Origin of the sequence: Streptomyces maremycinicus, from assembly GCF_001184025.1 — a bacterium.
GTDB classification, from domain to species: Bacteria; Actinomycetota; Actinomycetes; order Streptomycetales; family Streptomycetaceae; genus Streptomyces; species Streptomyces maremycinicus.
This window is the reverse complement of sequence record NZ_BBYG01000019.1, coordinates 59563-84457: the sequence shown is the minus strand read 5'-3', so window position 1 is coordinate 84457 and position 24895 is coordinate 59563. Positions and strand designations below refer to the sequence as shown.

At 69.1% G+C, this 24895-nt stretch carries 18 protein-coding genes; 7 read left to right on the top strand and 11 right to left on the bottom strand.

Features of this window, described 5'->3' with window-relative positions; all coding sequences use genetic code 11:
- Positions 1-83: 83 nt before the first annotated feature.
- The 7 genes from AOQ37_RS29325 to ngcE form a co-directional block, all read right to left on the bottom strand.
- Positions 84-1439, bottom strand: coding sequence for a sugar ABC transporter permease (locus AOQ37_RS29325; RefSeq protein ID WP_062648611.1), 1356 nt, complete (start codon positions 1437-1439; stop codon positions 84-86).
- Complete coding sequence (locus tag AOQ37_RS29320; protein WP_078615460.1) at positions 1436-2227, bottom strand: ATP-binding cassette domain-containing protein; 792 nt, start codon at positions 2225-2227, stop codon at positions 1436-1438. Before AOQ37_RS29320 ends, AOQ37_RS29325 begins: the two co-directional genes overlap by 4 nt.
- Before the next feature lie 296 nt (positions 2228-2523).
- The gene (locus AOQ37_RS29315; protein ID WP_062648608.1) at positions 2524-3612 is read right to left on the bottom strand and encodes a sugar ABC transporter substrate-binding protein; all 1089 of its coding nucleotides are present in this window, start codon (positions 3610-3612) and stop codon (positions 2524-2526) included.
- Positions 3613-3747: 135 nt separating this feature from the next.
- Entirely contained in the window at positions 3748-4947 is a 1200-nt protein-coding gene (locus tag AOQ37_RS29310) for an ROK family transcriptional regulator (RefSeq protein ID WP_062648607.1), read from the bottom strand.
- Between the two features lie 657 nt (positions 4948-5604).
- The gene (locus tag AOQ37_RS29305; protein WP_062648605.1) at positions 5605-6537 is read right to left on the bottom strand and encodes a carbohydrate ABC transporter permease; all 933 of its coding nucleotides are present in this window, start codon (positions 6535-6537) and stop codon (positions 5605-5607) included.
- Between the two features lie 2 nt (positions 6538-6539).
- The gene (locus AOQ37_RS29300) at positions 6540-7466 is read right to left on the bottom strand and encodes a carbohydrate ABC transporter permease (RefSeq protein ID WP_062648603.1); all 927 of its coding nucleotides are present in this window, start codon (positions 7464-7466) and stop codon (positions 6540-6542) included.
- A 45-nt stretch (positions 7467-7511) separates the two neighbouring features.
- Entirely contained in the window at positions 7512-8978 is a 1467-nt protein-coding gene (gene ngcE, locus AOQ37_RS29295; protein WP_062648601.1) for an N-acetylglucosamine/diacetylchitobiose ABC transporter substrate-binding protein, read from the bottom strand.
- 452 nt (positions 8979-9430) lie between these two features.
- On the opposite strand from ngcE, the gene AOQ37_RS29290 reads away from it, so the two are divergent.
- Positions 9431-13234: a GH92 family glycosyl hydrolase gene (locus AOQ37_RS29290; protein ID WP_062648599.1), complete on the top strand. Its 3804-nt coding sequence runs from the start codon at positions 9431-9433 to the stop codon at positions 13232-13234.
- Between the two features lie 110 nt (positions 13235-13344).
- Complete coding sequence (locus tag AOQ37_RS40540) at positions 13345-13512, top strand: hypothetical protein (protein WP_159401381.1); 168 nt, start codon at positions 13345-13347, stop codon at positions 13510-13512.
- Between the two features lie 172 nt (positions 13513-13684).
- Here AOQ37_RS40540 and AOQ37_RS29285 read toward each other — a convergent pair whose 3' ends face one another.
- The 4 genes from AOQ37_RS29285 to acnA all read right to left on the bottom strand — a co-directional run bounded on the left by AOQ37_RS29285 (position 13685) and on the right by acnA (position 19639).
- Positions 13685-14749, bottom strand: a complete 1065-nt coding sequence (locus AOQ37_RS29285; protein ID WP_062648597.1) for a lytic polysaccharide monooxygenase auxiliary activity family 9 protein — start codon at positions 14747-14749, stop codon at positions 13685-13687.
- 265 nt (positions 14750-15014) lie between these two features.
- The gene (locus tag AOQ37_RS29280) at positions 15015-16559 is read right to left on the bottom strand and encodes a sensor histidine kinase (RefSeq protein ID WP_062648595.1); all 1545 of its coding nucleotides are present in this window, start codon (positions 16557-16559) and stop codon (positions 15015-15017) included.
- Positions 16556-16723 (bottom strand): hypothetical protein, encoded by a 168-nt coding sequence (locus AOQ37_RS39075; protein WP_234437038.1) that lies wholly within the window; start codon positions 16721-16723, stop codon positions 16556-16558. The genes AOQ37_RS29280 and AOQ37_RS39075 overlap by 4 nt, the downstream gene beginning before the upstream one ends.
- 198 nt (positions 16724-16921) lie before the next feature.
- Positions 16922-19639 carry an aconitate hydratase AcnA gene (acnA, locus tag AOQ37_RS29275; RefSeq protein ID WP_062648593.1) on the bottom strand — a complete coding sequence of 906 codons (2718 nt, stop codon included), beginning with the start codon at positions 19637-19639 and terminating at the stop codon, positions 16922-16924.
- A 601-nt stretch (positions 19640-20240) separates the two neighbouring features.
- On the opposite strand from acnA, the gene AOQ37_RS39070 reads away from it, so the two are divergent.
- The 5 genes from AOQ37_RS39070 (at position 20241) to modB (ending at position 24779) form a co-directional block, all read left to right on the top strand.
- On the top strand, positions 20241-20441 hold the full coding sequence (locus AOQ37_RS39070; protein ID WP_078890403.1) for a DUF4236 domain-containing protein: 201 nt from the start codon (positions 20241-20243) through the stop codon (positions 20439-20441).
- Between the two features lie 64 nt (positions 20442-20505).
- On the top strand, positions 20506-22035 hold the full coding sequence (locus AOQ37_RS29270) for a UDP-N-acetylglucosamine 1-carboxyvinyltransferase (protein ID WP_062648591.1): 1530 nt from the start codon (positions 20506-20508) through the stop codon (positions 22033-22035).
- Between the two features lie 131 nt (positions 22036-22166).
- Positions 22167-22562, top strand: coding sequence for a TOBE domain-containing protein (locus tag AOQ37_RS29265; RefSeq protein ID WP_062648589.1), 396 nt, complete (start codon positions 22167-22169; stop codon positions 22560-22562).
- 532 nt (positions 22563-23094) lie between these two features.
- The gene (modA, locus tag AOQ37_RS29260) at positions 23095-23922 is read left to right on the top strand and encodes a molybdate ABC transporter substrate-binding protein (protein WP_062648588.1); all 828 of its coding nucleotides are present in this window, start codon (positions 23095-23097) and stop codon (positions 23920-23922) included.
- The gene (gene modB, locus AOQ37_RS29255) at positions 23919-24779 is read left to right on the top strand and encodes a molybdate ABC transporter permease subunit (protein ID WP_062648587.1); all 861 of its coding nucleotides are present in this window, start codon (positions 23919-23921) and stop codon (positions 24777-24779) included. The genes modA and modB overlap by 4 nt, the downstream gene beginning before the upstream one ends.
- Positions 24780-24895 lie beyond the last annotated feature (116 nt).

The following is a 24895-nucleotide window of genomic DNA, read 5'->3' as shown; positions in this document are numbered from 1 at the left end:
CGTACCCAGAATGAGCCTTTCCTATGACACGACTGTGCCCGGCATCGGTACGGATGCCGGGCACGGTCGGGTCACCAGGAGCGTCAGCCGCGCCCGGCGGCCTTCTGGCTCTTGCGGGAGATGGAGTCGATGACGACCGCGCCCAGCAGAACACCACCGGTGATCATGTACTGGATCGAGGTGTTCATGTTCAGCAGGTCGAGGCCGGTCTGGATGGACTGGATGACCAGCATGCCCAGGAGGGCCGACCACACCGTGCCGCGGCCGCCGAAGAGGCTCGTACCACCGATGACGGCCGCCGCGATGGCGAGCATCAGGGTGTTGCCGCCACCGGCGTTCAGCGTCGCGGAGGCCGTCTGGCCCGCGAAGAACATGCCGCCGACCGCCGCGAAGCCACCGGAGATGGCGAACACGGTGATGCGGACCATCGGCACGTTGATACCGGCCCGGCGGGCCGCCTCGATGCCGCCACCGACCGCGAAGACCTTACGGCCGTACGTGGTGCGACGGAGCACGAAGTCGACGACGACCAGCGCCGCGAGGAAGATGACCAGCGCGTTGGAGACACCGGACGCGTTGTTCAGCACGCTCGCCGCGAGGAAGGACGCGACGGCCAGCGCGCCGACGCGCAGCAGGATCTCGGTGGTGGGCCGGAACGGCACACCGGCGGCCCGGCGGCGACGCTGCTCGCCGAAGTTGCCGATGGCGGTCAGCACGACCGCGAGACCGGCCAGCAGGTACGCGCCGATGATGGCCTGGTCCATGAAGAAGGAGTTCTGGCCGAGCAGGTGCACCGGGCCGGAGTCCGACGGGATGTTGATCGTGCCGCTGGAGCCCAGCAGCCACAGCATCAGGCCGTTCCAGCCGAGGAAGCCGGCCAGGGTGACCACGAAGGCCGGCACGCCGATCTTCGCGAAGAACCAGCCGTGCAGGGCACCGATGCCGACACCGGTGAGGATCGTCAGCACCAGCGAAAGCCACGGGTTCATGGTGTGGTCCACCACGAACACCGCGAACAGTGTCGACGCCAGGCCGCTGACGGAACCGACCGACAGGTCGATCTCGCCGAGCAGCAGGACGAACACCAGGCCGATGGCCAGCATGCCGGTGGCCGACATGAAGTAGCTGATGTTCGAGAGGTTGTCGGCGCTCAGGAAGAGGTCGTTCTTCGCCTGGAAGATGGTCCAGATGACGATCAGACCGAGGACGACGGGGATCTGACCCAGTTCGCCGCCCTTCACCTTGCGCTTGAACTCGGTGAGGTAGCCCTTGAAGCCCTCTTCACGCACCAGCAGGCGCGGGTCGACGACGGACACCGGCGCGGCGGTCGGGTCGTCGGCGGGCGCGACGGTGGTCTGGTCCTCGATGACGCCCCCGGTCTTCTCGACCTTCCCGGGCTCCGAGGAGTCGCTCTTCACGGTCTTGGACGTGTCGCTCACTTTGCCGCCTCCGCGGTGCGACGCCCCGCACGACGGGTCACGGCGTTGTCCGTGGCCCCGGTGATCGCGGCGATGATCTCTTCGTGGCTGGTGTCCTTCACGGGGAAGGAGCCGTTGTTCTTGCCCAGACGCAGCACGGCCACGGTGTCCGCGACCGCCTTGACGTCGGCCATGTTGTGGCTGATGAGGATGACGCCGAGGTTGCGCTCGCGCAGCCGCTCGACCAGGTCGAGGACCTGCGCGGTCTGCTCGACGCCGAGGGCGGCGGTGGGCTCGTCGAGGATGACGACCTTCGGGTCACCGATCAGGGCGCGCGCGATGGCGACGACCTGACGCTGACCGCCGGAGAGGCTCGCGATCGGGATGCGGACGCTCGGGATGCGGATGGAGAGCGTGGACAGCAGCTCCCGGGCGTTCTTCTCCATCGTCACCTCGTCGATGACGCCGCGGTGCAGCAGCTCACGTCCGAGGTAGAGGTTGCCGACCACGTCGAGGTTGTCGCACAGGGCGAGGTCCTGGTAGACGGTCGCGACGCCGAGTCCCTGAGCGTCGTGCGGCCGGTTGATGCTGACCGGCTTTCCCTCCCATTCGATGACGCCCTCATCGATGGGGTGGACACCCGCGATCGTCTTGACCAGGGTGGACTTTCCTGCGCCGTTGTCGCCCACCAGGGCGACCACTTCTCCGGCGTGGACCTCCAGCTCGACGTCGGTGAGTGCCTGCACAGCACCGAATCGCTTGGAGACCCCGCGCAACGCCAGCACGGGCGTAGCGGACACGTGAACCATCTCCTTCGCCGCCTGACCGGCGGGGATGCCGCGCTCAAAGACAGGCGCGGAGGGATGTGCGCGACACGCGGGGTACGCGATGCCGACGCACGAGGTTTACAAGATGAACATGCGTGAATCCGCTGCACTTGGCAACGGTTCCGTCCGACGCCCGCCCCGGCAGCGGGGTGTGAGGTGGGGCGGGCGTCGGACAGGTCTCACGGGACCGCTGAGCGGTCGGTGGGACCCGAGGGCCGGCTCGAGAAGCGACTCGAGAGGGGCCCTCGGGACCGGGTGCCTACGGAAGGACCGGCGGACTACTGGATTCCGGCGGCCTTGCAGGCGGCGGCGTACTCGGCGGTGCAGATGTCCGCGACGGTGTACAGACCGTCCTTGATCACCGTGTCCTTGATGTTGGCCTTGGTGACCGACACCGGGGTCAGCAGCTGCGAGGGGACCTTGTCGCCGGAGCCGCTGGTCAGCGTCTCGGTGGCGAGGGCCTTGATGTCCTTGCCCTCCAGCAGGTCGACCGCGAGCTGGGCGGCGGCCTCGGCCTCGGGCTTGAAGGCCTTGTAGACGGTGGAGGACTGGGTGCCGGCGACGATGCGCTGGATACCCGCGAGCTCGGCGTCCTGACCGGTCAGCGGGATGCCGCTGATCTTCGCACCCTTGAGGGTGTTGGCGATGCCACCGGCCATGCCGTCGTTGGCCGAGTAGACGCCCGCGATGTTCTTGGCACCGAGCTGGGTGATGGCCGCGGACATCTTCTGCGCGGCGACCGTGTCCTTCCAGAGGCCGGACTGCTCGTAGGCGATGTCGACCTTGCCGTCGAGGGCCTTGTGGGCGCCTTCCTTGAACTGGCCGGCGTTCGGGTCGGCGTCGTCACCGTTGATCATGACGATCTTCGACTTGGTGGTCGCCTTGGCGCCGAGGGAGTCGAGCAGGGCCTGGCCCTGGAGCTCGCCGACCTTGACGTTGTCGAAGGAGACGTAGGCCGAGACCGGGCCCTGGGCGAGACGGTCGTACGCGATGACCTTGACACCCTTGTCCACCGCGGACTGGATCGAGGACTTGATCGCGGCGGAGTCCTGGGCGGAGATCACGATGACCTTGACACCCTTGGTCACCATGCTGCTGACCTGCTGGGCCTGCTTGGCCGAGTCGGCCGCGGCGTTCGCGTACTCGAGCTTGCAGTCCGAGCAGAGCGCCTTGACCTTGGCGTCGAAGTACGGCTTGTCGAACTTCTCGTACCGCGCGGTGACGCTGTCGGGGAGCAGCAGGCCGATGGACTTGTCGCCCGAGCTGCTGCTGCCGGAGTCGCTGTCCTTGTCGTCGCCCGCCTTGCCGCACGCGGCAATCGACAGCGCCATGGACACGGCGGTGGCGCCGATCACGACTCTACGCATCGTTGCGTTCATTTGAGGTGTGCCTCCCTGACAGGGCCGCAACGCTGCGGCCGAGGTGGCTCGAAGTCAACTCGGCCGCAAGTTCGACGTCAAGAAGTAAATACTTAACGAGATGGCAACGGCGTCATTCGTTCTCTAAGTGAAGGCAGGTGTCGCCGCGGTGAGCGTGCCGTCCAAAAGGGTGGAATCGCCCATCTCGCTCAGTGCGAGAGCGAGCGCCCCCAACACCTCCGCACGGCCACCAAGTGCCCCCGGAAGAACGGAAAGTTGACGCGCCGCACTCGGGATCGCGTAGCGGCCGACAGACTCCCTGATGGGACCGAGCACCAGCTCACCGGCCTCGGCGAGATCACCGCCCAGCACCACCCGGCTCGGATTCAGCAGGTTGCAGAGATTGGCGACTCCACTGCCGATGTGTCGGCCGACGTCGGCGATCACCCGACGGCAGCCCGGATCACCGTCCCTCGCCAGCCGCACGACGCCTTCCATCGTCAGATCCGTGCCGTGGCTGGACTGGAGGAGCGGGAGCACATAGCGCGCCGCCGCGAAGGTCTCCAGGCAGCCCCGGTTTCCGCAGCGGCAGACGGGGCCGGACTCGTCAAGTGTAATATGTCCGATTTCTCCGGCGGTGCCGCCAGGACCCCGGTAGATCTTCCCCTCGATCACCAGGCCGGCGCCGACACCGCTCGCGACCTTGATGTACGCGAGATCACGCACGCCTCTGCCGCTGCCCCAGACCATCTCGCCGAGGGCACCCAGATTGGCGTCGTTGTCCACGTGCACGGGCACACCGAGGCGGCCCCTCATCTCCTCGGCGGGTCTGGTGCCGATCCAGCCGGGCAGGATCGCCGACGAACCCAGCGTCCCGGACTCCAGATCGATCGGTCCGGGCACGCCCAGGCCGACTCCCGCGACCTTCTCCCGGTCCACCCCGGTGGCCTCGATCAGCCGGTTGACCAGCTGTTCCGCCCGGTCGAAGCCCTGCGTCGAGGAGGCGTCCACATCGAGCGGCTCGGACTCCTCCGCGAGGACCTGGTGCGCCAGGTTGCCCACCGCGACCCGGAGGTGGGTATGCCCGAAGTCCACCCCGATGACGATGCCCGCGTCGCCGCTCAGACTGACGCTGCGAGCCCTTCGACCACCGGCCGAGGTGGGCGTCACCTCGACGGTTCCGCCGTCCTTGAGTTCACGCACGATGTTGGAGACGGTCGCGGCGGACAGACCGGTGCTCCGGGCGATCTCCGCTTGCGTGAGGGACCCTGCCAGACGCACGGCGCGTACGACCCGCTCCAGGTTGGCTCGGTGCAGCGACGACTGCGACCCCGGAGTCTCCACGACGACCTCCTGCGCGCGGGACCGCTTCGATGAGGCCCCGTCTATGTCCAACTAGTGAACTCTAAGCTGAGCCGTTCGGGTCGCCTCCCGTCAAGAGGTTGAACAGTATCCGCCTGCGTGCGAAGAGACACGGAGGGTGGTCGGAGCCGGGGTCGCGGGGCGTGCATGAGCGGCTGCGGGGCGTTGCGGCCAGCGGCTCGGCGGTGGTGGTGAAGGGCGAAAGCAGGTGCGGGCGGGGAGCCGGGCGAGGTGAGGGCGCGAGGAGGGCGCGGGGCCGGGGCGCACGGATGGACGCAGGGAGTGCCAGGTAATGAAGGCGTCGCCGATTTTGCCCCGTCTTTCCCGATAAGCCCGCGGGCGGCAGCTTCGGCCACGCCCGCCATCACAGTTCGTGCGGGGGCGGTGAGCGGCAGCTGCGGCCGGCGGACGGGGGCGGCGGGCGGCGAAAGGGGGCGGCCGGCGGAGGCGGCACGCGGCGTCGGCGACCGGCGAACGGGGCGGCAGTCGGCGAAACGGGGCGGCGGGCGGCGAGCAGGGGCGGCGGTCGAGGGGCGGAGCAGGGGCCGGGCTGCGCGGGCCGTTCCGTGAAGCGGGCGTCCGCGCAGGCCCGGAGGGCGACTCGCCCCGGGCGTCAGCCGCACCCCGGAGGGACGCGGCCTACTTCAGCGCCCCCGCGGTCAGCCCCTGCACGACCTGGCGCTGGAAGACGATGTACGCGGCGAGCACCGGCAGCATCGCCATCACCAGACCCGCGAACAGCCCCGACCAGTCACCCTTGTAGCCCTGACTGACCGCCAGTTGGACCAGGCCCTGGGTGAGGACGCGTTTGTCGGGGTCGGTGTTGAGGACCGTGGGGAGCATGTACTGGTTCCACTGGCCCAGGAAGTTGAAGATGCCGACGCTGATCAGGCCCGGCTTGGCCATCGGCACCATGATCTGGAAGAACGTACGGCTGTGCGAGGCGCCGTCCACGAAGGCGGCCTCGGCCACCGAGGTCGGCAGCGTGCGGAAGAAGGCCGTCAGGAAGAAGACCGTGAACGGCAGCGAGTAGGCGATGTAGACGAGGATCAGGCCGTGGATGGAGTTCAGCAGGCCCATGTTGTTCACGACGTAGAACAGCGGGACCAGCGCGAGCATGATCGGGAAGCTCATGCCTCCGATGAAGAGGTAGTAGATGAAGCGGTTGCCCGGGAAGTCGAAACGCGCGAGGACGTAGGCCGCCATGGAGCCGAGGACCAGTGTGCCGATGAGCGAACCTCCCACCACCAGGACGGTGTTGAGGAAGTAGTCGCTCATGTTGGCCTCGGTCCACGCCCGTGACCAGTTGTCGAAGTGCAGCCGGTCCGGCAGCGACCAGGGCGAGCCGAAGATGGAGCTGTCGTCCTTGAAGGAGGTCATCACCGCCCACAGCAGCGGCAGCACGACCATGATCGCCCAGATGACCAGGATGCCGTGGGAGAAGGCGTTGAGAACGTTTCCTTCCGTTTTCTTCCCCCGAGACGGTTTCCCGGTCGCCAGGTCGACCTTCGTGACGGGGAGAGCCGAGCCGGACTCGGCCGGCGGAGGCACGGGGGTTTCGGTCGTCTTCATCGTCAGTACTCCAGCCGCTCGCGCCGTCCCAGTCGCATCACGACCGCGGCGAAGGCCAGCGTCACGATGAGCAGGGCGACGCCGATGGTGGTGGCGTAGGCGGCCTGACCGTCACGGAACGCCTTCTGGTACACGTACAGGACCATGACGGTGGTCGAGTAGTCGGGGCCGCCGGGGCCGGTCGTCATGATCTGGACGACCGCGAACGACTCGGCGCCGAGCGCGAGGATCCCCATGTAGACCCAGCCCGACTGCACCGTGTCCCAGAGCAGCGGCAGGGTGATGCGGAAGAACGTCGCGGCCCGGCCCGCGCCGTCCAGCAGCGCGGCCTCGTAGAGGTCCGCCGGGATGGAGGCCATGCCCGCCGAGAACAGGACCACGAAGAAGCCGACCGTGGACCAGACGAGCACCGCCATCACGCACCACAGCGCGAGATCGGGGTCGCCGAGCCAGAGGGGCTGGAGGCCGTCCAGTCCGATCCCCCGGAAGAAGGAGTTGATCGCGCCGCTGTCCGGGTTGTACGCGAAGGCGAACAGCAGCGCCACGATGGCGATCGACAGCACCTGCGGGAAGAAATACACGATCTTGTAGAAGGACGAGCCCCGGACCCCGGAGATCACCGGCCCGCCCTTCCTGCGCCGCCCGCCGACATTGATCATGAAAGCGAAGAACAGCGCCAGGCTGATCGTCACCAGCGGCAGCACGACCGCGAACATCAAGCTGTGCCGCAGGGACTTCCAGAAGATCTCGTCGTCCAGCATCCTCCGGTAATTGTCCAGGCCGACCATCTTGAATTCGGGGCTCAGGCCGGTCCAGTCCGTGAACGAGTAGTAGATGGACTGGACGAAGGGCCACACCACGAAGAGCGCGTACAGTCCCAGGGGGAGCGCCAGGAACCCCACGATGAACCGGTACTTGCCGTGCTGCATCGCCACTCCGGTGCTTTTATGGATACTTCGCCGTGATTCTCACCGTCACTGGTGCTTGTAATGCTTGATCGACGTGTCCTTGGCGGCCTCGTCGGCGTAACCCTGGATCTTCTTGATCGCTTCGGCCGGGGTGAGGCGGCCGGCCATCATCTCGCCGAGGCCGGACACCCCGATCTTTTCTTTCTGAAGCTGGACATACCAGTCCTGAAGTCGCGGATTCACCACGTTCTCGCCGGCCTTGTCCAGCGCCGCCACACCCGACTTGAGCCCGGGGGTGAGGGTGATGCCGTCGGTGCCGCCGTTGTAAGCGGTCAGCGACTTGACCTTGGCGGTGAAGTTCTTGGAGGACGCCTCGCTGAGCATGATGCGCAGCTGTTCCATGCCGCCCGCCGCGTTCTTGGCCTTGGCCGGGACGATGAACGGTTCGCCGCCGGACGCCCAGATGGTGCCGAAGGGCATCTTGTCGGAGGAGTCGATGCCGGTGGGCGCGGAGACGGCCAGGTCGAAGTCGGCGGGGATGACGTTCGCCGACTCGTTCTCCACCCAGGAGCCGTTGGGGATGAACAGGGCCTTGCCCTTGGCCCACGCGGTCTGCGACTGGATGTGGTCCAGGCCGGGGGTGCCCTTGAGGACGTAACCCTTCTTGTAGAGCTCGTAGTAGGCGTCGAAGCAGGCCTTGACCGCCGGGTGCTTCCAGGCGTTCGGCTCCAGGTTGTCGATGGCGTCGAGGACCTCGCGACCGCCCACCTTGCCGATCATCGGGTACAGCGAGAAGGGCAGGTAGTACGGGTACTTGCCCGCGTACGTCCAGCCCGCGATGCCCTTCTTCTTGGCCTTCTCGCAGACCGCGAGCATCTGGTCCCAGGTCTCGGGGTACGTGGCGTCGAGCGAGTCCAGGGCCTTCTGCGAGTACCAGACGCCGTAGACGGTGTAGGCGTAGTACATGATCCAGACCGGGTCGCCGTCGAACTGGCCCATCTCGACGATGCCGGGGCGCAGGGTGTCGCGCACCTTCTTGTTCGGGTCGTCGTAGGACGCGGCGTCCAGGAGCGGGGTGAGGTCGGCGAGCTGCTTCTTGCCGACCAGGACGCCCATGTCCATCTGCTCGGCACCGGAGTTGTCGATGAGGTCGGGCGGCGTGCCCTGGTTGAAGCGGGGCTGGAGGGTCGACTGGATCTTCTGGGTGGCCGAGAACTTGACCTTCGCGCCGGGGAAGCCCTTCTCGTAGATCTTGACCGCGTCCTCGGCGTACTCCTTGCCGAAACCGCCGTCGAACAGGACGAATTCGAGCTGGGCGGTCTCGTTGACCGCGAGCGGGTTCTTCGCGGTCTTCTTTCCGGCCTTGGCCTTGTCCTCGTCGCCCCCGCCGCCGCTGCTGGCACAGGCGGACAGGAAGCTCATCGTGGGGACGGAGATCAGGCCGAGCGCCGCGGATCTCTTGATCAGGTCTCGGCGGCCGACGCCTGCGGAGCCGTTCTTGTCGGAACCGATGTTCTCGGAGTGGGATCCCATGCTCAAGTCCTCGCCTTCTCCAGGACTCAGGCGGTGTACCGGATCCTTCCCGGCACCGCGGTCAGGTCAAGCAGGGTCGTACGGATCATGCGGTCGGAATCATGCGGTCGGAATCATGCGGCCGGCGCCGTGCGGGCAGCAGCGGGCGATCGACCATCACGCGATCGGACGGCACCGCCGGAATCGACGGTGAATCGCCGACAGGTATAGTCCACTTCTTGCCAACTGAGCAAGATCGAATGCAAGGTTGGCCGTTGGTCTTTTCCGAGTTGAGACCTCCCGGAAATATGACCGGCCGGTGGGTGGCTTGCCGGAAAATTGCATGACATGGGCCCCGCCTGGCGCAATCAACATCCTTGACATCACTGTCCACTTGGCCACCTACTGATTCCTGCGCACCACGAAGACAACGTTGTCCGGGGCGTTGTCCGGCGCGGGGAGGGTACTCACGCATGCGACGGTTGGGACGGTTGCGGGCGGTCGTGATCACGGCCGCTCTGGTCATGACGGTCGGCGCACAGGGGACGGCGGTCGCGCTGCCCTCCCCGGTGCCGGTACCGAGCCGGGGGTTCGCCTCGTCCTTCGAGACGGGTCAACACGCCCCCGACTGGCAGAGCACGGTCGACACCACGCCCGGAGGCGGCAAACGGGCCTCGGGCGTGGACGGCGGTTACGGCGGCGGGCTCCCCGGCGATGTGACCGACCGGGTCACGGACGTCCGGGCGAGCGCGGAGAACACGGCCGGCGGCGAGGTGAAGGAGAACCTCGTCGACGGCGAGGCGAGCACCAAGTGGCTGACGTTCGCGTCCACCGGGTGGGTCGAGTTCGACCTCGACCAGCCCGCGCGGGTAAGCGCTTACGCGCTCACCTCGGCCAATGACGCCGCCGAACGCGACCCCGCCGACTGGACCCTCTCGGGCTCGGCCGACGGCGCCGCCTGGACACCCCTCGACACCCGTTCCGGGGAGTCCTTCACCGAGCGGTTCCAGAGCCGTACGTTCACCCTCTCGGCCGCGGCCGAGTACCGGCATTTCCGGCTGGAGTTCACCCGCAACCACGGCGCCGGGATCGTCCAGCTCGCCGACGTGCGCTTCGGCACCGGCGGCAGCGACGCGCCCGTCCCGCCGGACATGCTCACCGTCGCCGACCGGGGCCCGAGCGGCTCACCGACCGCGAAGGCGGGCGCCGGGTTCACCGGGCGCCGTGCGTTGCGTTACGCGGGGCGGCACACCGCGTCCGGCCGGGCGTACTCGTACAACAAGGTCTTCGACGTGAATGTCCGGGTCGGTACGCGCACGCAGCTGGCGTACCGGATCTTCCCCGGGATGGCGGAGGGCGACCGTGACTACGCCGCGACGCATGTCTCCGTGGACCTGGCCTTCACGGACGGCACCTACCTGAGCGGGCTCGGGGCGAGCGACCAGTACGGCTTCCCGCTGTCGCCCCGCGGCCAGGGCGCCGCGAAGGTGCTGTACGTCAACCAGTGGAACGACGTGGTGTCCCGGATCGGGACGGTGGCGGCCGGGAAGACGGTCGACCGGATCCTCCTCGCCTACGACTCCCCCGGCGGGCCCGCCCGGTTCAGGGGCTGGGTGGACGACATCGCGCTGCGCACGGCCGACCCCGAGCCCGCGAAGGCGCATCTGTCGGACTACGCGGTGACCACCCGCGGCACCAACTCCAGCGGGAGCTTCTCGCGCGGGAACACGTTTCCCGCCACGGCCGTGCCGCACGGGTTCAACTTCTGGACGCCGGTGACCAACGCGTCCTCGCTCGGCTGGCTGTACGACTACGCCCGGGGCAACAACGCCGACAACCTGCCCACGATCCAGGCGTTCAGCGCGAGTCATGAGCCGAGCCCGTGGATGGGCGACCGGCAGACCTTCCAGCTGATGCCGTCGGCCGCGGCCGGCGTCCCGGACACCGGGCGGACGGCGCGGGCCCTGCCCTTCCGGCACGCGAACGAGACCGCCCGCCCGTACTACTACGGAGTCCGTTTCGACAACGGCCTCACCGCGGAGATGGCACCGACCGACCACGCGGCCGCCCTGCGCTTCACCTACCCGGGCTCGGACGCGAGCGTCGTCTTCGACAACGTGACCGATCAGGCGGGGTTGACGCTGGACAAGGAAGCCGGCGTCGTCACGGGCTACTCGGACGTGAAGTCGGGGCTGTCGGCGGGCGCGACCCGGCTCTTCGTGTACGGCGAGTTCGACGCCCCGGTCACCGAGGGCACCTCCAGCGGCGTGAAGGGCTACCTGCGTTTCGACGCGGGCGCCGACCGCACGGTCACCCTGCGCCTGGCGACCTCCCTGATCAGCGTCGACCAGGCCCGCGACAACCTGCGCCAGGAGATCCCGCGGGACACCGGCTTCGACACGGTCAAGCAGCGCGCCCGGCAGCAGTGGGACAAGCTGCTCGGCACGGTGGAGGTCGAGGGGGCGAGCCAGGACCAGCTCACGACGCTGTACTCCAGCCTGTACCGGCTCTACCTGTATCCCAACTCCGGATTCGAGAAAGTCGGTTCGACGTACCGGTACGCGTCGCCCTTCTCGCCCATGCCGGGCCCGGACACCCCGACGCACACCGGCGCCAAGATCGTGGACGGCAAGGTGTACGTCAACAACGGTTTCTGGGACACCTATCGGACGACCTGGCCCGCCTACGCTTTGCTGACGCCCACTCAGGCCGGTGTGCTCACCGACGGATTCGTCCAGCAGTACAAGGACGGCGGCTGGACCTCCCGCTGGTCCTCGCCCGGGTACGCCGACCTGATGACCGGTACCTCGTCCGACGTCGCCTTCGCGGACGCGTTCGTCAAGGGGGTCGGCTTCGACGCCGAGGCGGCCTACGAGGCGGCCCTGAAGAACGCGACCGTCGTGCCCCCGGCCTCGGGGGTGGGCCGCAAGGGCATGTCCACCTCGCCGTTCCTCGGCTACACCGGCACGGCCACGCACGAGGGCCTGTCGTGGGCGCTGGAGGGCTACCTCAACGACTACGGCATCGCCCGCATGGGCCAGGCCCTGTTCAAGCAGACCGGCGAGAAGCGCTACCAGGAGGAAGCCGATTACTTCCTCAACCGCGCGCAGGGTTATGTGCACCTCTTCGACACGAAGGCCGGGTTCTTCCAGGGCAAGGACGAGAAGGGCGACTGGCGCGTGGCGTCGGAGACCTACGACCCTCGCGTCTGGGGGTACGACTACACCGAGACCAACGGCTGGGGCTACGCCTTCACCGCCCCGCAGGACAGCCGGGGCCTGGCGAACCTGTACGGCGGCCGCGACGGTCTGGCGAAGAAGCTCGACACCTACTTCGCCACCCCGGAAACCGCTTCCCCGGAGTTCGTGGGGTCGTACGGCGGTGTCATCCACGAGATGACGGAGGCGCGGGACGTGCGGATGGGCATGTACGGGCATTCCAACCAGGTCGCCCACCACGCGATCTACATGTACGACGCGGCCGGGCAGCCCTGGAAGGCGCAGGAGAAGGCCCGCGAGGTGCTCGCACGGCTCTACACCGGCAGCTCGATCGGACAGGGGTACCACGGCGACGAGGACAACGGCGAGCAGTCGGCCTGGTACCTGTTCTCCGCGCTCGGCTTCTACCCGCTGGTGATGGGCAGCGGCGAGTACGCCGTCGGTTCCCCGCTGTTCACCAAGGCGACCGTGCATCTGGAGAACGGCAAGGACCTGGTGGTCAAGGCGCCGAAGAACAGCGCGAAGAACGTGTACGTCCAGGGCCTGAAGGTCAACGGCAGCGCCTGGACGTCGACCTCACTGCCCCACACGCTGCTCGCCAAGGGCGGGGTCCTGGAGTTCGACATGGGACCGCGTCCCTCGTCCTGGGGGTCCGGAAAGAACGCCGCTCCGGTGTCCATCACGCAGAACGACCAGGTGCCGACGCCGCGCGTGGACGTGCTGAAGGGCGCGGGCGCGCTGTTCGACGACACGTCGGCGACGCAGGAAACCCTGCCGGGAACGCTGGTCCTGCCGGTCACGGCCGGCACCGAAGCGGTGCAGTACACCCTCACGTCGGCCGACCACACCCAGGCACCGACGGGCTGGGTGCTCCAGGGATCGGCGGACGGCCGGACGTGGACCGACCTGGACCGGCGCTCCGGCGAGAGCTTCCCGTGGGACCGGCAGACACGCGCCTTCACCCTGGAGCGGCCGGGCACGTACGCCCACTACCGGCTGGTCCTGGACGGCGACGCGGGAGGGCAAGTCAGCCTGGCCGAGGTGGAGTTGTTGTCCTGATCGGGTAGCCGACAGCGACCGCCCGCCGCACCGGGCGTCGCCTCTTCTCCTCGACGGCCGGGCCGCCCGCGGACAGCGGGCGGCCCGGCCCACGAGGGGGACCGCGGCTCATGAGCGTCACCGGACGGTTCACGGGACCGCTGACGGGAGCGGCCCGCCACAAGGCCCTGTTCCTCACCGCCGCTCCGGCGCGGGCGTACGGCCCCGGCCCGGCTTTCCACGCCTGCTACGACTTCTGTCCTCAACTCGGTTGGCTCCTACACGCGTTGACCCGGTAGGGTCATCGGTGCGACATGCGGACAACGTTGTCGCATCGCGCTACCCGTCCGTGGCACCGTCCGGGCGGGGACGCACCGGACCGCCCCGATCCCCCCTCGGGGCAGGCCCGGCTCGCGGGCCCGGTCGGCGTGCGGATCTCCGCCCACCGGGCCCGCCCTGAGCTGCTCGTGCTCAGCCGACCCTGCATGGAAGGCTCGTGGCGCTGTCGCCGCCCGAGCCGGAGACGACGTATCCGAACGTCGCGCTCTGCCCCGGGCTCAACGAGCCGTTCCAGTCGGCGTTGTGCACCATCACCGCCTGTCCGTCGTACGTCGCGTTGCCGCTCCACAGGCTGGCCACCGACTGACCGCCGGGCAGTGTCCAGTCGACCATCCAGCCGAGCATCGGAACGTCGCCGGAGTTGGTGACGGTCACCTCGGACTGGTAGCCGCCGGTCCAGCTGTTGGTGGTCCGCCGGGTGGCGGTGCAGGTGCCGGGGACGGGCTCGGTCGGGTTCCCCGGCTCGTGGATGCCGGTCACCTCGCCGTTTCCGCCGTCGAAGACGACGTCGGAGCAGGAGTAGAAGGTCTCGGCGCTGTCCGAACGCTGCCAGACCATGTAGATGATGTGCCGGCCGGACTTGTTCGCCGGGAGTTGCCCCGTCCAGGAGTAGTTGGCCTCGACCGTGCCCGGACTGCCGTTGAGCGGCGGGTGGTCGACCGAGAGGAAGGGCTGGCTCTCCATCGCGTCCCAGGTGAGGGTACGGGTCGGGTCGAAGCCGTCCTTGGTGACATAGACGTAGAACCAACCCGGGTGCGCCGCCCAGGCGTTGTAGGAGAAGTCGACCCTGGCGCCCGAGGTGAGATGGGTGAGCGGCCAGTCGCCGCGGGCCGCGTCGAATCCGGTGAAGTTGGCGTTGCCGCCGCTGCACAACTGGCCGTCCGGGACGAACCCGCGGGTGCGTCCGGCCCCGTCGGAACGCAGTACCGAGAACCAGTTGTAGAACGGCGTGGTACCGCTCACCTGTTGCGCGTTCCTGCACGCGGGATTGACCGGCTTGATCTCACCCGTGTCGGTCAGTCCGTCCTGCCAGCACAGGAACGTACGGCTGCCGGGTTTCATGGGGGTGCCGTGCGCCTCGGCCTTGCCGCCGGTCGTGACGATCAGACCCAGGGCGGGGACGGTGGCCAGCAGCGCGAGGAGGACGAGGAGAAGGGCCCGGGTGCGTAACCCCGACCTCGATTCTGACGTGATCATGACAGGTTGCATGGCAGATCGCATGGCGAATGAGTCCGCCTTCCGTGTACGGACCGTGCGTGCATGGGGTGCACTGCGGATGCGGGTGGGGGCGTGAAGCGGGAGCCTCCCGGACCCGAGCCCGACAGGTTCCGGTCCGCCGGTCACGAGCGGATATGGGAGCGCTCCCACTTCACCTGTGCCGGAAGGTAGCGCCGTACGGTCCACTTGTAAACCACCGCGGGGCGGGGCGGCTCGTCCGCTCGGACGGTTCCGCGCCGTCGGCTCATCGCACGGACACCTGTGGACTCCAGGTGAGGGTGTCCGCGCCGGTGTCCCCCGCGAGCGGCAGTTCCACCGTGAACTCCGTGCGGCCCGGTTCGCTGTGTACGGCGAGGTGACCGCCGTGGGCCGCCGTGATCGCCGCGACGACGGCGAGGCCCAGACCGGCGCCGCTGCCCGAGGTGGCGCGGGCCCGGGAGGCGTCGGCGCGGGTGAAGCGTTCGAAGACCGTCGGGAGGAGGTCGGTTGGGATGCCCGGGCCGTCGTCCCGCACGCGCACCGCGCACGTCCCCCGTCGTGCCTCCACCACCGCCACGACGCCGGTTCCGGCGGGTGTGTGCACGCGCGCGTTGGCCAACAGGTTGGCGACCACCTGACGCAGGCGTACCTCGTCGCCGAGGACCAGGGGCGCCTCGTCGACGGACAGCTCCAGTCGCCAGTCGTGACCGCTGCCCGCGGCCCGGGCGTCCCACACCGCCTCGGCGACGAGCGCCGCGAGGTCCACCTCGGCGGATGGCAGCGGCCTGCCCTCGTCCAGCCGGGCGAGCAGCAGCAGGTCTTCCACCAGGCCCGTCATCCGCGCGGACTCGGCCGTCACCCGGCGCCAGGCCAGTCCCGGTTCGATGCGGTCCGTTCCGCGGTTCATCAGCTCCGCGTAGCCGGCGATGGAGGCCAGCGGGGTGCGCAGTTCGTGGCTGGCGTCGGCCAGGAAACGGCGCATGCGTTCCTCGCTGCGGCGCATCCGCTCCTCGCTGTGCCGGCGTTCGGCGAGCGAGGACTCCACATGGTCGATCATGCGGTTGAGGGCGGCGCCCACCTGGCCGGCCTCGCTGCCGGGGTCGGTGTCCCGTTCGGGAACCCGGGTGAGACCGGTCGCCTCGCCGCGGCGGAGCGGGGCGTGCGTGACCTCGACGGCGGTGGCGGCGACCCTGCCGAGAGGGCGCAGCTGGCGTCGTACGACCACCGCGCAGACACCGCCGGCCACGGCCAGACCCGCCGCGGCCACGACCGACTCCACCACGACCAGGCCGCTGATCATGTCCTGGACGTCGTCCATCGGAAGACCGGTGAGCACGCGTACGCCGTCGTCGTCGAGGGCGGTGAAGCGGTAGGTGCCCAGTCCCGGGATCGTCCTGGTGTGCGGGCCGCCGTCGGTCGCGATGCCTCGCAGGGCCGCGATCTGGGCTCGTGTCAGGGACCGCGGCGGAGTGTCCTGGCCGACCGTCGCCGCCGCGAGGACGGTGCCGTCGGCGTCCAGGCGGGCGGCGAGCATCCCGGCCGGCCGGCCGCTCTCGTCGAGGAACGTGAGGTCGCGGGCCTTGTCGGGGTGGAGGGAGGCGCCGTCGAGGCTGCGTTCCGCGGCGTCGGTGACCCGGTCGTCCAGGTCGCCCAGCAGGTAGGCACGCTGGGCGAGGACGGCGGTGAGGGCCGTCACGGCGCACACGGCGACGAGGACGACGCCGAAGAGGATCAGGAGGCGGGTGCGCAGGGAGCCGCCCCGCGGGCGGCTGTCCCCGCCGCGCGAACGCCACCGGCCGGAGCTTCTCACCTTCCGGCCTCCACCGGTCTGATAGCGCTGGGCCCGGTGGCGGCCAGGCAGGGGCGCCGGCCCGCTTCGGTGACGGCCGCGCAGAGCACTTCGGTGAGCGCGGGTTCGTCGTCGACGATCAGGACGCGGACCCGTTCGCTTCGGGTACCGGGGATGCCAGCCATGTCCTGATCCTGTCCCGGTCCGCTGAGGGAACCCTGTGTTCCGACTGGGCCGAAGCCGTGTGAAACGGGTTTCTTCCCGCGATTCCGCAAGGAGGCATCGGCGGTCGGGTGCCCGCGCGGACCGGCGCCGGGGCGGCACGACGGAGGGCCGCACCCCCGCTGACGGGGATGCGGCCCTCCACTGCCGTGCCGGATCGGCTACTTGCGGATCAGGCTGCGCAGCACGTACTGCATGATGCCGCCGTTGCGGTAGTAGTCGGCCTCGCCGGGGGTGTCGATGCGGACGACCGCGTCGAACTCGACACCCGTGTCGGTGCTGACCTTGACCGTGCGCGGGGTGGTGCCGTTGTTGAGTTCCTCGACACCGGTGAAGGAGAAGGTCTCCTCGCCGGTCAGGCCGAGGGACTCGGCGCTGGCGCCCTCCGGGTACTGGAGCGGGAGCACGCCCATGCCGATGAGGTTCGAGCGGTGGATGCGCTCGTACGACTCGGCGATGACGGCCTTGACGCCGAGGAGCGCGGTGCCCTTGGCCGCCCAGTCGCGCGACGAGCCCGAGCCGTACTCCTTGCCGGCCAGGATGGCCAGCGGGACGCCCTGCTCGATGTAGTTGCGCGAGGCGTCGTAGATGAACGACACCGGCGCGTCGGGCTGGGTGAAGTCGCGGGTGTAACCGCCCTCCGTGCCCGGCGCGATCTGGTTGCGCAGGCGGATGTTGGCGAACGTACCGCGGATCATGACCTCGTGGTTGCCTCGGCGGGAGCCGTAGGAGTTGAAGTCACGACGCTCTACACCGTGCTCGGTGAGGTACTTGCCGGCCGGGGTGTCGGCCTTGATGGCACCGGCCGGGGAGATGTGGTCGGTGGTGACCGAGTCGCCCAGCTTGGCGAGGACGCGCGCGCCGACGATGTCGGAGACCGGGGTGGTCTCCATCGTCATGCCCTCGAAGTAGGGGGGCTTGCGCACGTAGGTGGACTCGGTGTCCCACTCGAAGGTGTTGCCGGTGGGGATCGGCAGCGCCTGCCACTGGGCGTCGCCCGCGAAGACGTCCTGGTAGGACTTGTTGAACATGTCCTCGCCGATGGCGTTCGCCACGACGTCGTTGACCTCGGCCTCGGAGGGCCAGATGTCGGCCAGGTGGACCGGCTTGCCCTCCTGGTCGACACCCAGCGCGTCCTTGGTGATGTCCACCTTCATGGAGCCCGCGATGGCGTACGCGACGACCAGCGGCGGGGAGGCCAGGTAGTTCATCTTGACGTCGGGGTTGATCCGGCCCTCGAAGTTCCGGTTGCCGGAGAGGACCGAGGTGACCGCGAGGTCGTGGTCGTTGACGGCCTTGGAGACCTCTTCCGGCAGCGGGCCGGAGTTGCCGATGCAGGTGGTGCAGCCGTAGCCGACGAGGTTGAAGCCGACCTTGTCGAGGTACGGGGTCAGGCCCGCCTTGTCGAAGTAGTCGGTGACGACCTTCGAACCCGGCGCGAGGGTGGTCTTGACCCACGGCTTGCGGGTCAGGCCCTTCTCCACGGCCTTCTTCGCGACGAGCGCGGCGGCGACCATCACGTACGGGTTGGAGGTGTTGGTGCAGGAGGTGATGGCCGCGACCGTCACCGCGCCGTGGTCGATCTCGTACGTCGAGCCGTCGGGGGCGGTCACGGTGACCGGGTTGGACGGGGCGCCGTTCGGGGCGACGGCGGGGGCGTCGGAGGCCGGGAAGGACTCCTGGCCCGCCTCGTCCACGGAGTCGACGTAGTTGCGCACGTCCGTCTTGAACTGCTCGGCGGCGTTCGCGAGGACGATGCGGTCCTGCGGGCGCTTCGGGCCGGCGATCGACGGAACGACGGTGGAGAGGTCCAGCTCGAGCTTCTCGGAGAAGTCCGGCTCGGCCTTCGGGTCGAGCCACAGGCCCTGCTGCTTGGCGTACGCCTCGACGAGCGCGACCTGCTGCTCGGAGCGGCCGGTGAGCTTGAGGTACTTCAGGGTCTCGTCGTCGATCGGGAAGATCGCGGCGGTGGAGCCGAACTCCGGCGACATGTTGCCGATGGTGGCGCGGTTCGCGAGGGAGGTGGCGGCGACGCCCTCACCGTAGAACTCGACGAACTTGCCGACGACGCCGTGCTTGCGCAGCATCTCGGTGATCGTGAGCACCAGGTCCGTGGCGGTGGTGCCGGCGGGCAGCTCACCGGTGAGCTTGAAGCCCACGACGCGCGGGATCAGCATCGAAACCGGCTGTCCGAGCATCGCGGCCTCGGCCTCGATGCCGCCGACGCCCCAGCCGAGGACGCCGAGGCCGTTGACCATGGTGGTGTGCGAGTCGGTGCCGACCAGGGTGTCGGGGTAGGCCTGGCCGTTGCGGACCATGACCGTGCGCGCCAGGTGCTCGATGTTCACCTGGTGGACGATGCCGGTGCCCGGCGGGACGACCTTGAAGTCGTCGAACGCGGTCTGGCCCCAGCGCAGGAACTGGTAGCGCTCCTTGTTGCGGCCGTACTCGAGCTCGACGTTCTGCGCGAACGCCTCGTGGGTGCCGAACTTGTCGGCGATGACGGAGTGGTCGATGACCAGCTCGGCCGGGGAGAGCGGGTTGACCTTCGCCGGGTCGCCGCCGAGCTCCTTGACGGCCTCACGCATGGTGGCGAGGTCGACGACACAGGGCACGCCGGTGAAGTCCTGCATGATCACGCGGGCCGGCGTGAACTGGATCTCCTGCGACGGCTGGGCCTGGGAGTCCCAGGTGCCGAGCGCACGGATGTGGTCGGCGGTGATGTTCGCGCCGTCCTCGGTACGGAGCAGGTTCTCCAGCAGCACCTTCAGGCTGTACGGAAGGCGAGCCGAGCCTTCCACCTTGTCCAGCCGGAAGATCTCGTACGACTCGTCGCCCACGCGCAGCGTGCTGCGGGCGTCGAAGCTGTTCGCCGACACGACAGTCTCCTTCATTGATGTGCGCTTACCACCGCATCCTGCCGTCGCGCGGGCTTGGCCGATCCGCTAAGGTCAGGCTAAGTTAGGTAACCCTTACTACTGGACCGACTGAAGCGTGCGACTGCGGGGCGCCTCGGCAGATATCTCGATGTCGAGATAACTCTAGTACATGGGGGCTGAATGGTCATGCCCGGGCTCGCTGCGCGCTCCCGGTGAACCCCGGAATCCGCACTCGGCCGGCCGGTCCCGCCACTCCCGCCGGAAAGTGCCACGGGAAGCGCTGACGAGTATGCCGCCGGTGGAGCGCACGCCCTCCGTGACCTCGGCCACGCGGCGGTCGAGCGGCACACGGGCCACCGCCGACCGGGAGCGAGGTCGTGGCCGGGACGCCCGGACGGACCGGATGCGCACCCACGGACCCCCACCCCCTTCCGGCCGTCCGGCACGACCCCGGCGCCCGAACGGGCCTCGGGGGCAGCGGCATCGGGGGCTCACCGGCCATGAGGCCGCCGAGTCAAGGGCGTTGAGAATGCGCCGGTCATGAGGCCGCCGACTCGGGGTAGACGAGTGCGGACGGACGCCACTCGACGAAGGAGGCTCGATGCCCCTCACTTTCCGCAAGAGTTTCCGCATCCTCCCCGGGGTGCGACTGAACATCAATCGGCACTCCTGGTCGATCACGACCGGCGGCGGCCGGCACGGACCGCACCACACGCACAGCAGCACCGGACGTCGTACGACATCGGTTGATTTGCCCGGACCTTTCGGATGGCGTCGTACGCGCAAGGAGAAGCGCCATTGACGGGACGTCACCCGAATGGACCCCCCAAGAGGTGCGATCTCATATCTGAGATAACCTCAACCCCATGGCAGACGACTACCTCGTACGCATCGGCAAGCTCATCCGTGACGCCCGCCAACACCGTGGCTGGACACAGGCGCAGCTGGCCGAGGCGCTCGCAACCAGCCAGAGTGCTGTCAACCGCATCGAGCGAGGCAACCAAAACATCAGCCTTGAGATGATCGCTCGAATCGGTGAAGCCCTGGACAGTGAAATCGTCTCTCTGGGTTACGCGGGACCGATGCACCTGCGGGTCGTGGGCGGCCGTCGGCTGTCCGGCTCGATCGACGTGAAGACCAGCAAGAACGCCTGCGTGGCCCTGCTGTGCGCCTCACTGCTCAACCAGGGGCGCACAGTGCTGCGCCGGGTCGCCAGGATCGAGGAGGTCTACCGCCTCCTCGAGGTCCTGAACTCCATCGGGGTCCGGACCCGTTGGATCAACGACGGGGTCGACCTGGAGATCGTGCCGCCGGCCGAGCTGGACATGGCCGCGATCGACGCCGAGGCCGCCGTACGCACCCGTTCCATCATCATGTTCCTCGGTCCGCTGCTGCACCGGATGAACCACTTCAAGCTCCCGTACGCCGGTGGCTGCGACCTCGGTACGCGGACCATCGAGCCGCACATGATCGCGCTGCGCCGGTTCGGTCTGGAAGTCGCGGCGACGGAGGGGCAGTACCACGCCGTCGTCGACCGCGCCGTCCGCCCGGACCGGCCGATCGTCCTGACCGAACGCGGGGACACGGTCACCGAGAACGCCCTGCTGGCGGCCGCCCGGTACGAGGGCGTGACCGTCATCCGCAACGCGTCCTCCAACTACATGGTCCAGGACCTGTGCTTCTTCCTGGAGGCGCTCGGGGTGCGGGTCGAGGGCATCGGCAGCACCACCCTCACCGTGCACGGCGTGCCGAACATCAACGTGGACGTCGACTACTCGCCCTCCGAGGACCCGGTCGAGGCGATGAGCCTGCTGGCCGCCGCCGTCGTCACCGAGTCGGAGCTGACGGTGCGCCGGGTGCCCATCGAGTTCCTGGAGATCGAGCTGGCGGTCCTGGAGGAGATGGGGCTCGATCACGACCGTACGCCGGAGTATCCGGCCGACAACGGCCGCACCCGGCTGATCGACCTCACCGTCCGGCCCTCCAAGCTGGAGGCGCCGATCGACAAGATCCACCCGATGCCGTTCCCCGGGCTGAACATCGACAACGTGCCCTTCTTCGCGGCCATCGCGGCCGTCGCGCAGGGCAAGACCCTCATCCACGACTGGGTCTACGACAACCGCGCGATCTATCTCACGGACCTGAACCGGCTCGGCGGGCGACTCCAGCTCCTCGACCCGCACCGGGTGCTGGTCGAGGGTCCGACGCGCTGGCGGGCCGCCGAGATGATGTGCCCGCCGGCCCTGCGGCCCGCGGTCGTCGTGCTGCTGGCGATGATGGCGGCGGAGGGCACCTCGGTGCTGCGCAACGTCTATGTCATCAACCGCGGTTACGAGGACCTGGCCGAGCGGCTGAACTCCGTCGGGGCACAGATCGAGATCTTCCGGGACATCTGACCGTCGGACGCCGCCGCCCCCCGCTCGAACCGCACGCATGCGGGTCTGGGGGCGGCGGCGCCACCTCTCGGGTGGCTGCTCCGGGCCCCGGCGGACGGTCGGGGCGGCGTTGATCGCCTATCTTGGCGGCTATGCAGTCCTACACGATCGGCCAGGCGGCGCGTCTGCTCGGGGTGAGTCCGGACACCGCGCGGCGGTGGGCGGACGCCGGCCGGATGGCCACACACCGCGACGAGGGCGGACGACGCCTCATCGACGGCCGGGATCTGGCTGCCTTCTCCGTGGAGCTGGCCAGGAGCGGTGGCGGCGAGGAGGGTGCCTCGTACACATCGGTCCGCAACGCGTTTCCCGGCATCGTCACGGCCGTGAAGCTCGGTGATGTCGCCGCTCAGGTGGAGATCCAGGCCGGGCCGCACCGGCTGGTGTCGCTGCTGACCCGGGAGGCCGTGGAGGAACTGGGGCTGGAGGTCGGGGTGGAGGCCACCGCCCGGGTGAAGTCGACGAACGTGCACATCGACCGGGCCTGAGCACGCCGGAGAACCGACACTGCCCCGCCACGCCGGTCAGGCGCCGCCCGCGTCCACCGGACGCGGCCCGCGGTCGAGCGGGGCGTCGTCGAGGGTGACCGCCAGGAGGACGGGTGCCCGTCCGGAGTCGGGGTCGATCCCGGCCCTGGACAGCGGGGCGCGACGGCCGTCCGCGCCGGACCCCGCGATCAGCGAGCCCAGACGGCCCCTGCCCCGGACACCCCGATCAGGGAGCCCAGACGGGCCCTGCCCCGGACCGGGTCGAAGCGCGGACCGGCGGTCGAGCCGGTGACTGCGACAGACGGCTCACGGGCTGCCACCTCCTGGACGACCGCACCCGGCCCTGCCTCCCGTGCAAACGCACATGCCACCCCGAGCGATCGCTGTTCCGGCTCATGCGAAGCCACAGGAGACTTTCCCCTCGCATCTGCGGCATTATCATCGGCATGCACACCTACCGGACCGCAGACGTGGGCGGTCCGCCAGGACCCCACGTGATGTGTCCGTCAGGACCAGAGGGAGTGGACCCGTGATGACCCGAACCGCGCGCCGGACCGGCCGACCGACGCAGGTGGCCGCCCTGGGGGTCGGCGCGTTGCTGGCCCTGAGCGCCTGCTCGTCGTCCGACGACTCCTCGTCGGCCGACTCGGACTCCTCCGCTTCCGCGTCCGCCTCGGACAAGGTGTCCGGCACCGTCACCGTGTTCGCCGCGGCCTCGCTGAAGGAGAGCTTCACCGCGCTGGGCAAGGAGTTCGAGAAGGCGCACCCGGGCACGAAGGTCACCTTCAGCTTCGGCGGCAGCGACTCCCTCGCCGCGAGCATCACCGGCGGTGCCCCGGCGGACGTGTTCGCGTCCGCCAGCCCGAAGACGATGGCGATCGTGACGGACGCCGGGGACGCCTCGGGGACGCCCACCACCTTCGTCCGCAACCAGCTGGAGATCGCCACCCTGCCGGGCAACCCCGACAAGATCGCCTCCCTCGAGGACCTCACCGGGTCGAGCCTCAAGGTCGTGCTGTGCGACAGGACGGTACCCTGCGGCGCCGCGGCCCAGAAGGCCCTCGACGCCAGCAAGCTGAAGCTCACCCCCGTGTCCTACGAGCAGGACGTCAAGGCCGCCCTGACGAAGGTGGAGCTGAAGGAGGCCGACGCCGCGGTCGTCTACAAGACCGATGTGCACGCGGCGGGTGACAAGGTGGAGGGTGTGGAGTTCCCCGAATCGGCCGACGCCGTCAACGACTACCCGATCGTCCGGCTCAAGGACGCGCGGAACGCCGAGGCGGCCGAGGCGTTCATCGCGCTGGTGCGGTCCGCCGAGGGCCAGAAGGTCCTGACCGGGGCCGGGTTCCTCCAGCCGTGACCCACCCGGGCAAGGGGCCGGACGGCGCGGCCGACACCGTCCGCGGCGGACCGCGGCGTCGGCGTGTCCGGGCCCAGGTGGGCGGCGTGCCGCTGCCTCTGCTGGTGCCCGCGCTGATCGGCCTGGCGTTCCTGATCGTGCCGCTGATCGCGCTGCTCGTGCGGGCGCCCTGGCGCAGTCTGCCGGAGCTGCTGACCAGTGCCGAGGTGTGGCAGGCGCTGCGGCTGTCGTTGGTGTGCGCCACCGCCGCGACCGCCGTGAGCATGGTCGTCGGCGTGCCGCTGGCCTGGCTGCTGGCCCGCGTCGAGTTCCCGGGGCGCGGTCTCGTCCGGGCGCTCGTCACCCTGCCGCTCGTCCTGCCGCCCGTGGTCGGCGGTGTGGCGCTGTTGATGGCGCTGGGGCGCAACGGCATCGTCGGGAGGTCGCTGGACTCCTGGTTCGGTGTCACGCTCCCGTTCACCACGGCCGGGGTCGTGGTCGCCGAGGCGTTCGTCGCCCTGCCGTTCCTCGTCATCACCGTCGAGGGCACCCTGCGGGCCGCCGACCCGCGCTACGAGGAGGCGGCCGCCACCCTCGGCGCCTCCCGTTTCACCGCGTTCCGCCGGGTCACGCTGCCGTTGATCGCGCCGGGCATCGCGGCCGGCGCGGTCCTGGCGTGGGCCCGGGCGCTCGGCGAGTTCGGCGCGACGATCACCTTCGCCGGCAACTTCCCCGGCCGTACCCAGACCATGCCGTTGGCCGTGTATCTGGCCCTTCAGAGCGACCCGGAGGCCGCCATCGCCCTCAGTCTGGTCCTGCTGGCCGTGTCCGTCGCGGTGCTGGCGGGCCTGCGCGACCGTTGGATGACAACGGGATGACCGAGCCGCAGGAAACCGCCGCCGACGCCCGGTCCGTCCACCGCGAGCGCCGGGCCCGTACGGCCGCCGAGGGCGAGCTCGACCCGCGCGCCGACCCGGCCGGGAACGACGAGCCG

What these genes read in the sequence shown, in the direction of transcription:
- AOQ37_RS29305 (WP_062648605.1), bottom strand. Translation starts at nt 6,537, where the DNA reads ATGAAGACGACCGAAACCCCCGTGCCTCCGCCGGCCGAGTCCGGCTCG.
- AOQ37_RS29320 (WP_078615460.1), bottom strand. Translation starts at nt 2,227, where the DNA reads ATGGTTCACGTGTCCGCTACGCCCGTGCTGGCGTTGCGCGGGGTCTCC.
- AOQ37_RS29300 (WP_062648603.1), bottom strand. Translation starts at nt 7,466, where the DNA reads ATGCAGCACGGCAAGTACCGGTTCATCGTGGGGTTCCTGGCGCTCCCC.
- modA (WP_062648588.1), top strand. Translation starts at nt 23,095, where the DNA reads ATGACCCGAACCGCGCGCCGGACCGGCCGACCGACGCAGGTGGCCGCC.
- AOQ37_RS39075 (WP_234437038.1), bottom strand. Translation starts at nt 16,723, where the DNA reads ATGGCTGGCATCCCCGGTACCCGAAGCGAACGGGTCCGCGTCCTGATC.
- AOQ37_RS29270 (WP_062648591.1), top strand. Translation starts at nt 20,506, where the DNA reads ATGGCAGACGACTACCTCGTACGCATCGGCAAGCTCATCCGTGACGCC.
- ngcE (WP_062648601.1), bottom strand. Translation starts at nt 8,978, where the DNA reads ATGGGATCCCACTCCGAGAACATCGGTTCCGACAAGAACGGCTCCGCA.
- AOQ37_RS40540 (WP_159401381.1), top strand. Translation starts at nt 13,345, where the DNA reads ATGAGCGTCACCGGACGGTTCACGGGACCGCTGACGGGAGCGGCCCGC.
- AOQ37_RS39070 (WP_078890403.1), top strand. Translation starts at nt 20,241, where the DNA reads ATGCCCCTCACTTTCCGCAAGAGTTTCCGCATCCTCCCCGGGGTGCGA.
- AOQ37_RS29265 (WP_062648589.1), top strand. Translation starts at nt 22,167, where the DNA reads ATGCAGTCCTACACGATCGGCCAGGCGGCGCGTCTGCTCGGGGTGAGT.
- AOQ37_RS29285 (WP_062648597.1), bottom strand. Translation starts at nt 14,749, where the DNA reads ATGATCACGTCAGAATCGAGGTCGGGGTTACGCACCCGGGCCCTTCTC.
- AOQ37_RS29315 (WP_062648608.1), bottom strand. Translation starts at nt 3,612, where the DNA reads ATGCGTAGAGTCGTGATCGGCGCCACCGCCGTGTCCATGGCGCTGTCG.
- AOQ37_RS29290 (WP_062648599.1), top strand. Translation starts at nt 9,431, where the DNA reads ATGCGACGGTTGGGACGGTTGCGGGCGGTCGTGATCACGGCCGCTCTG.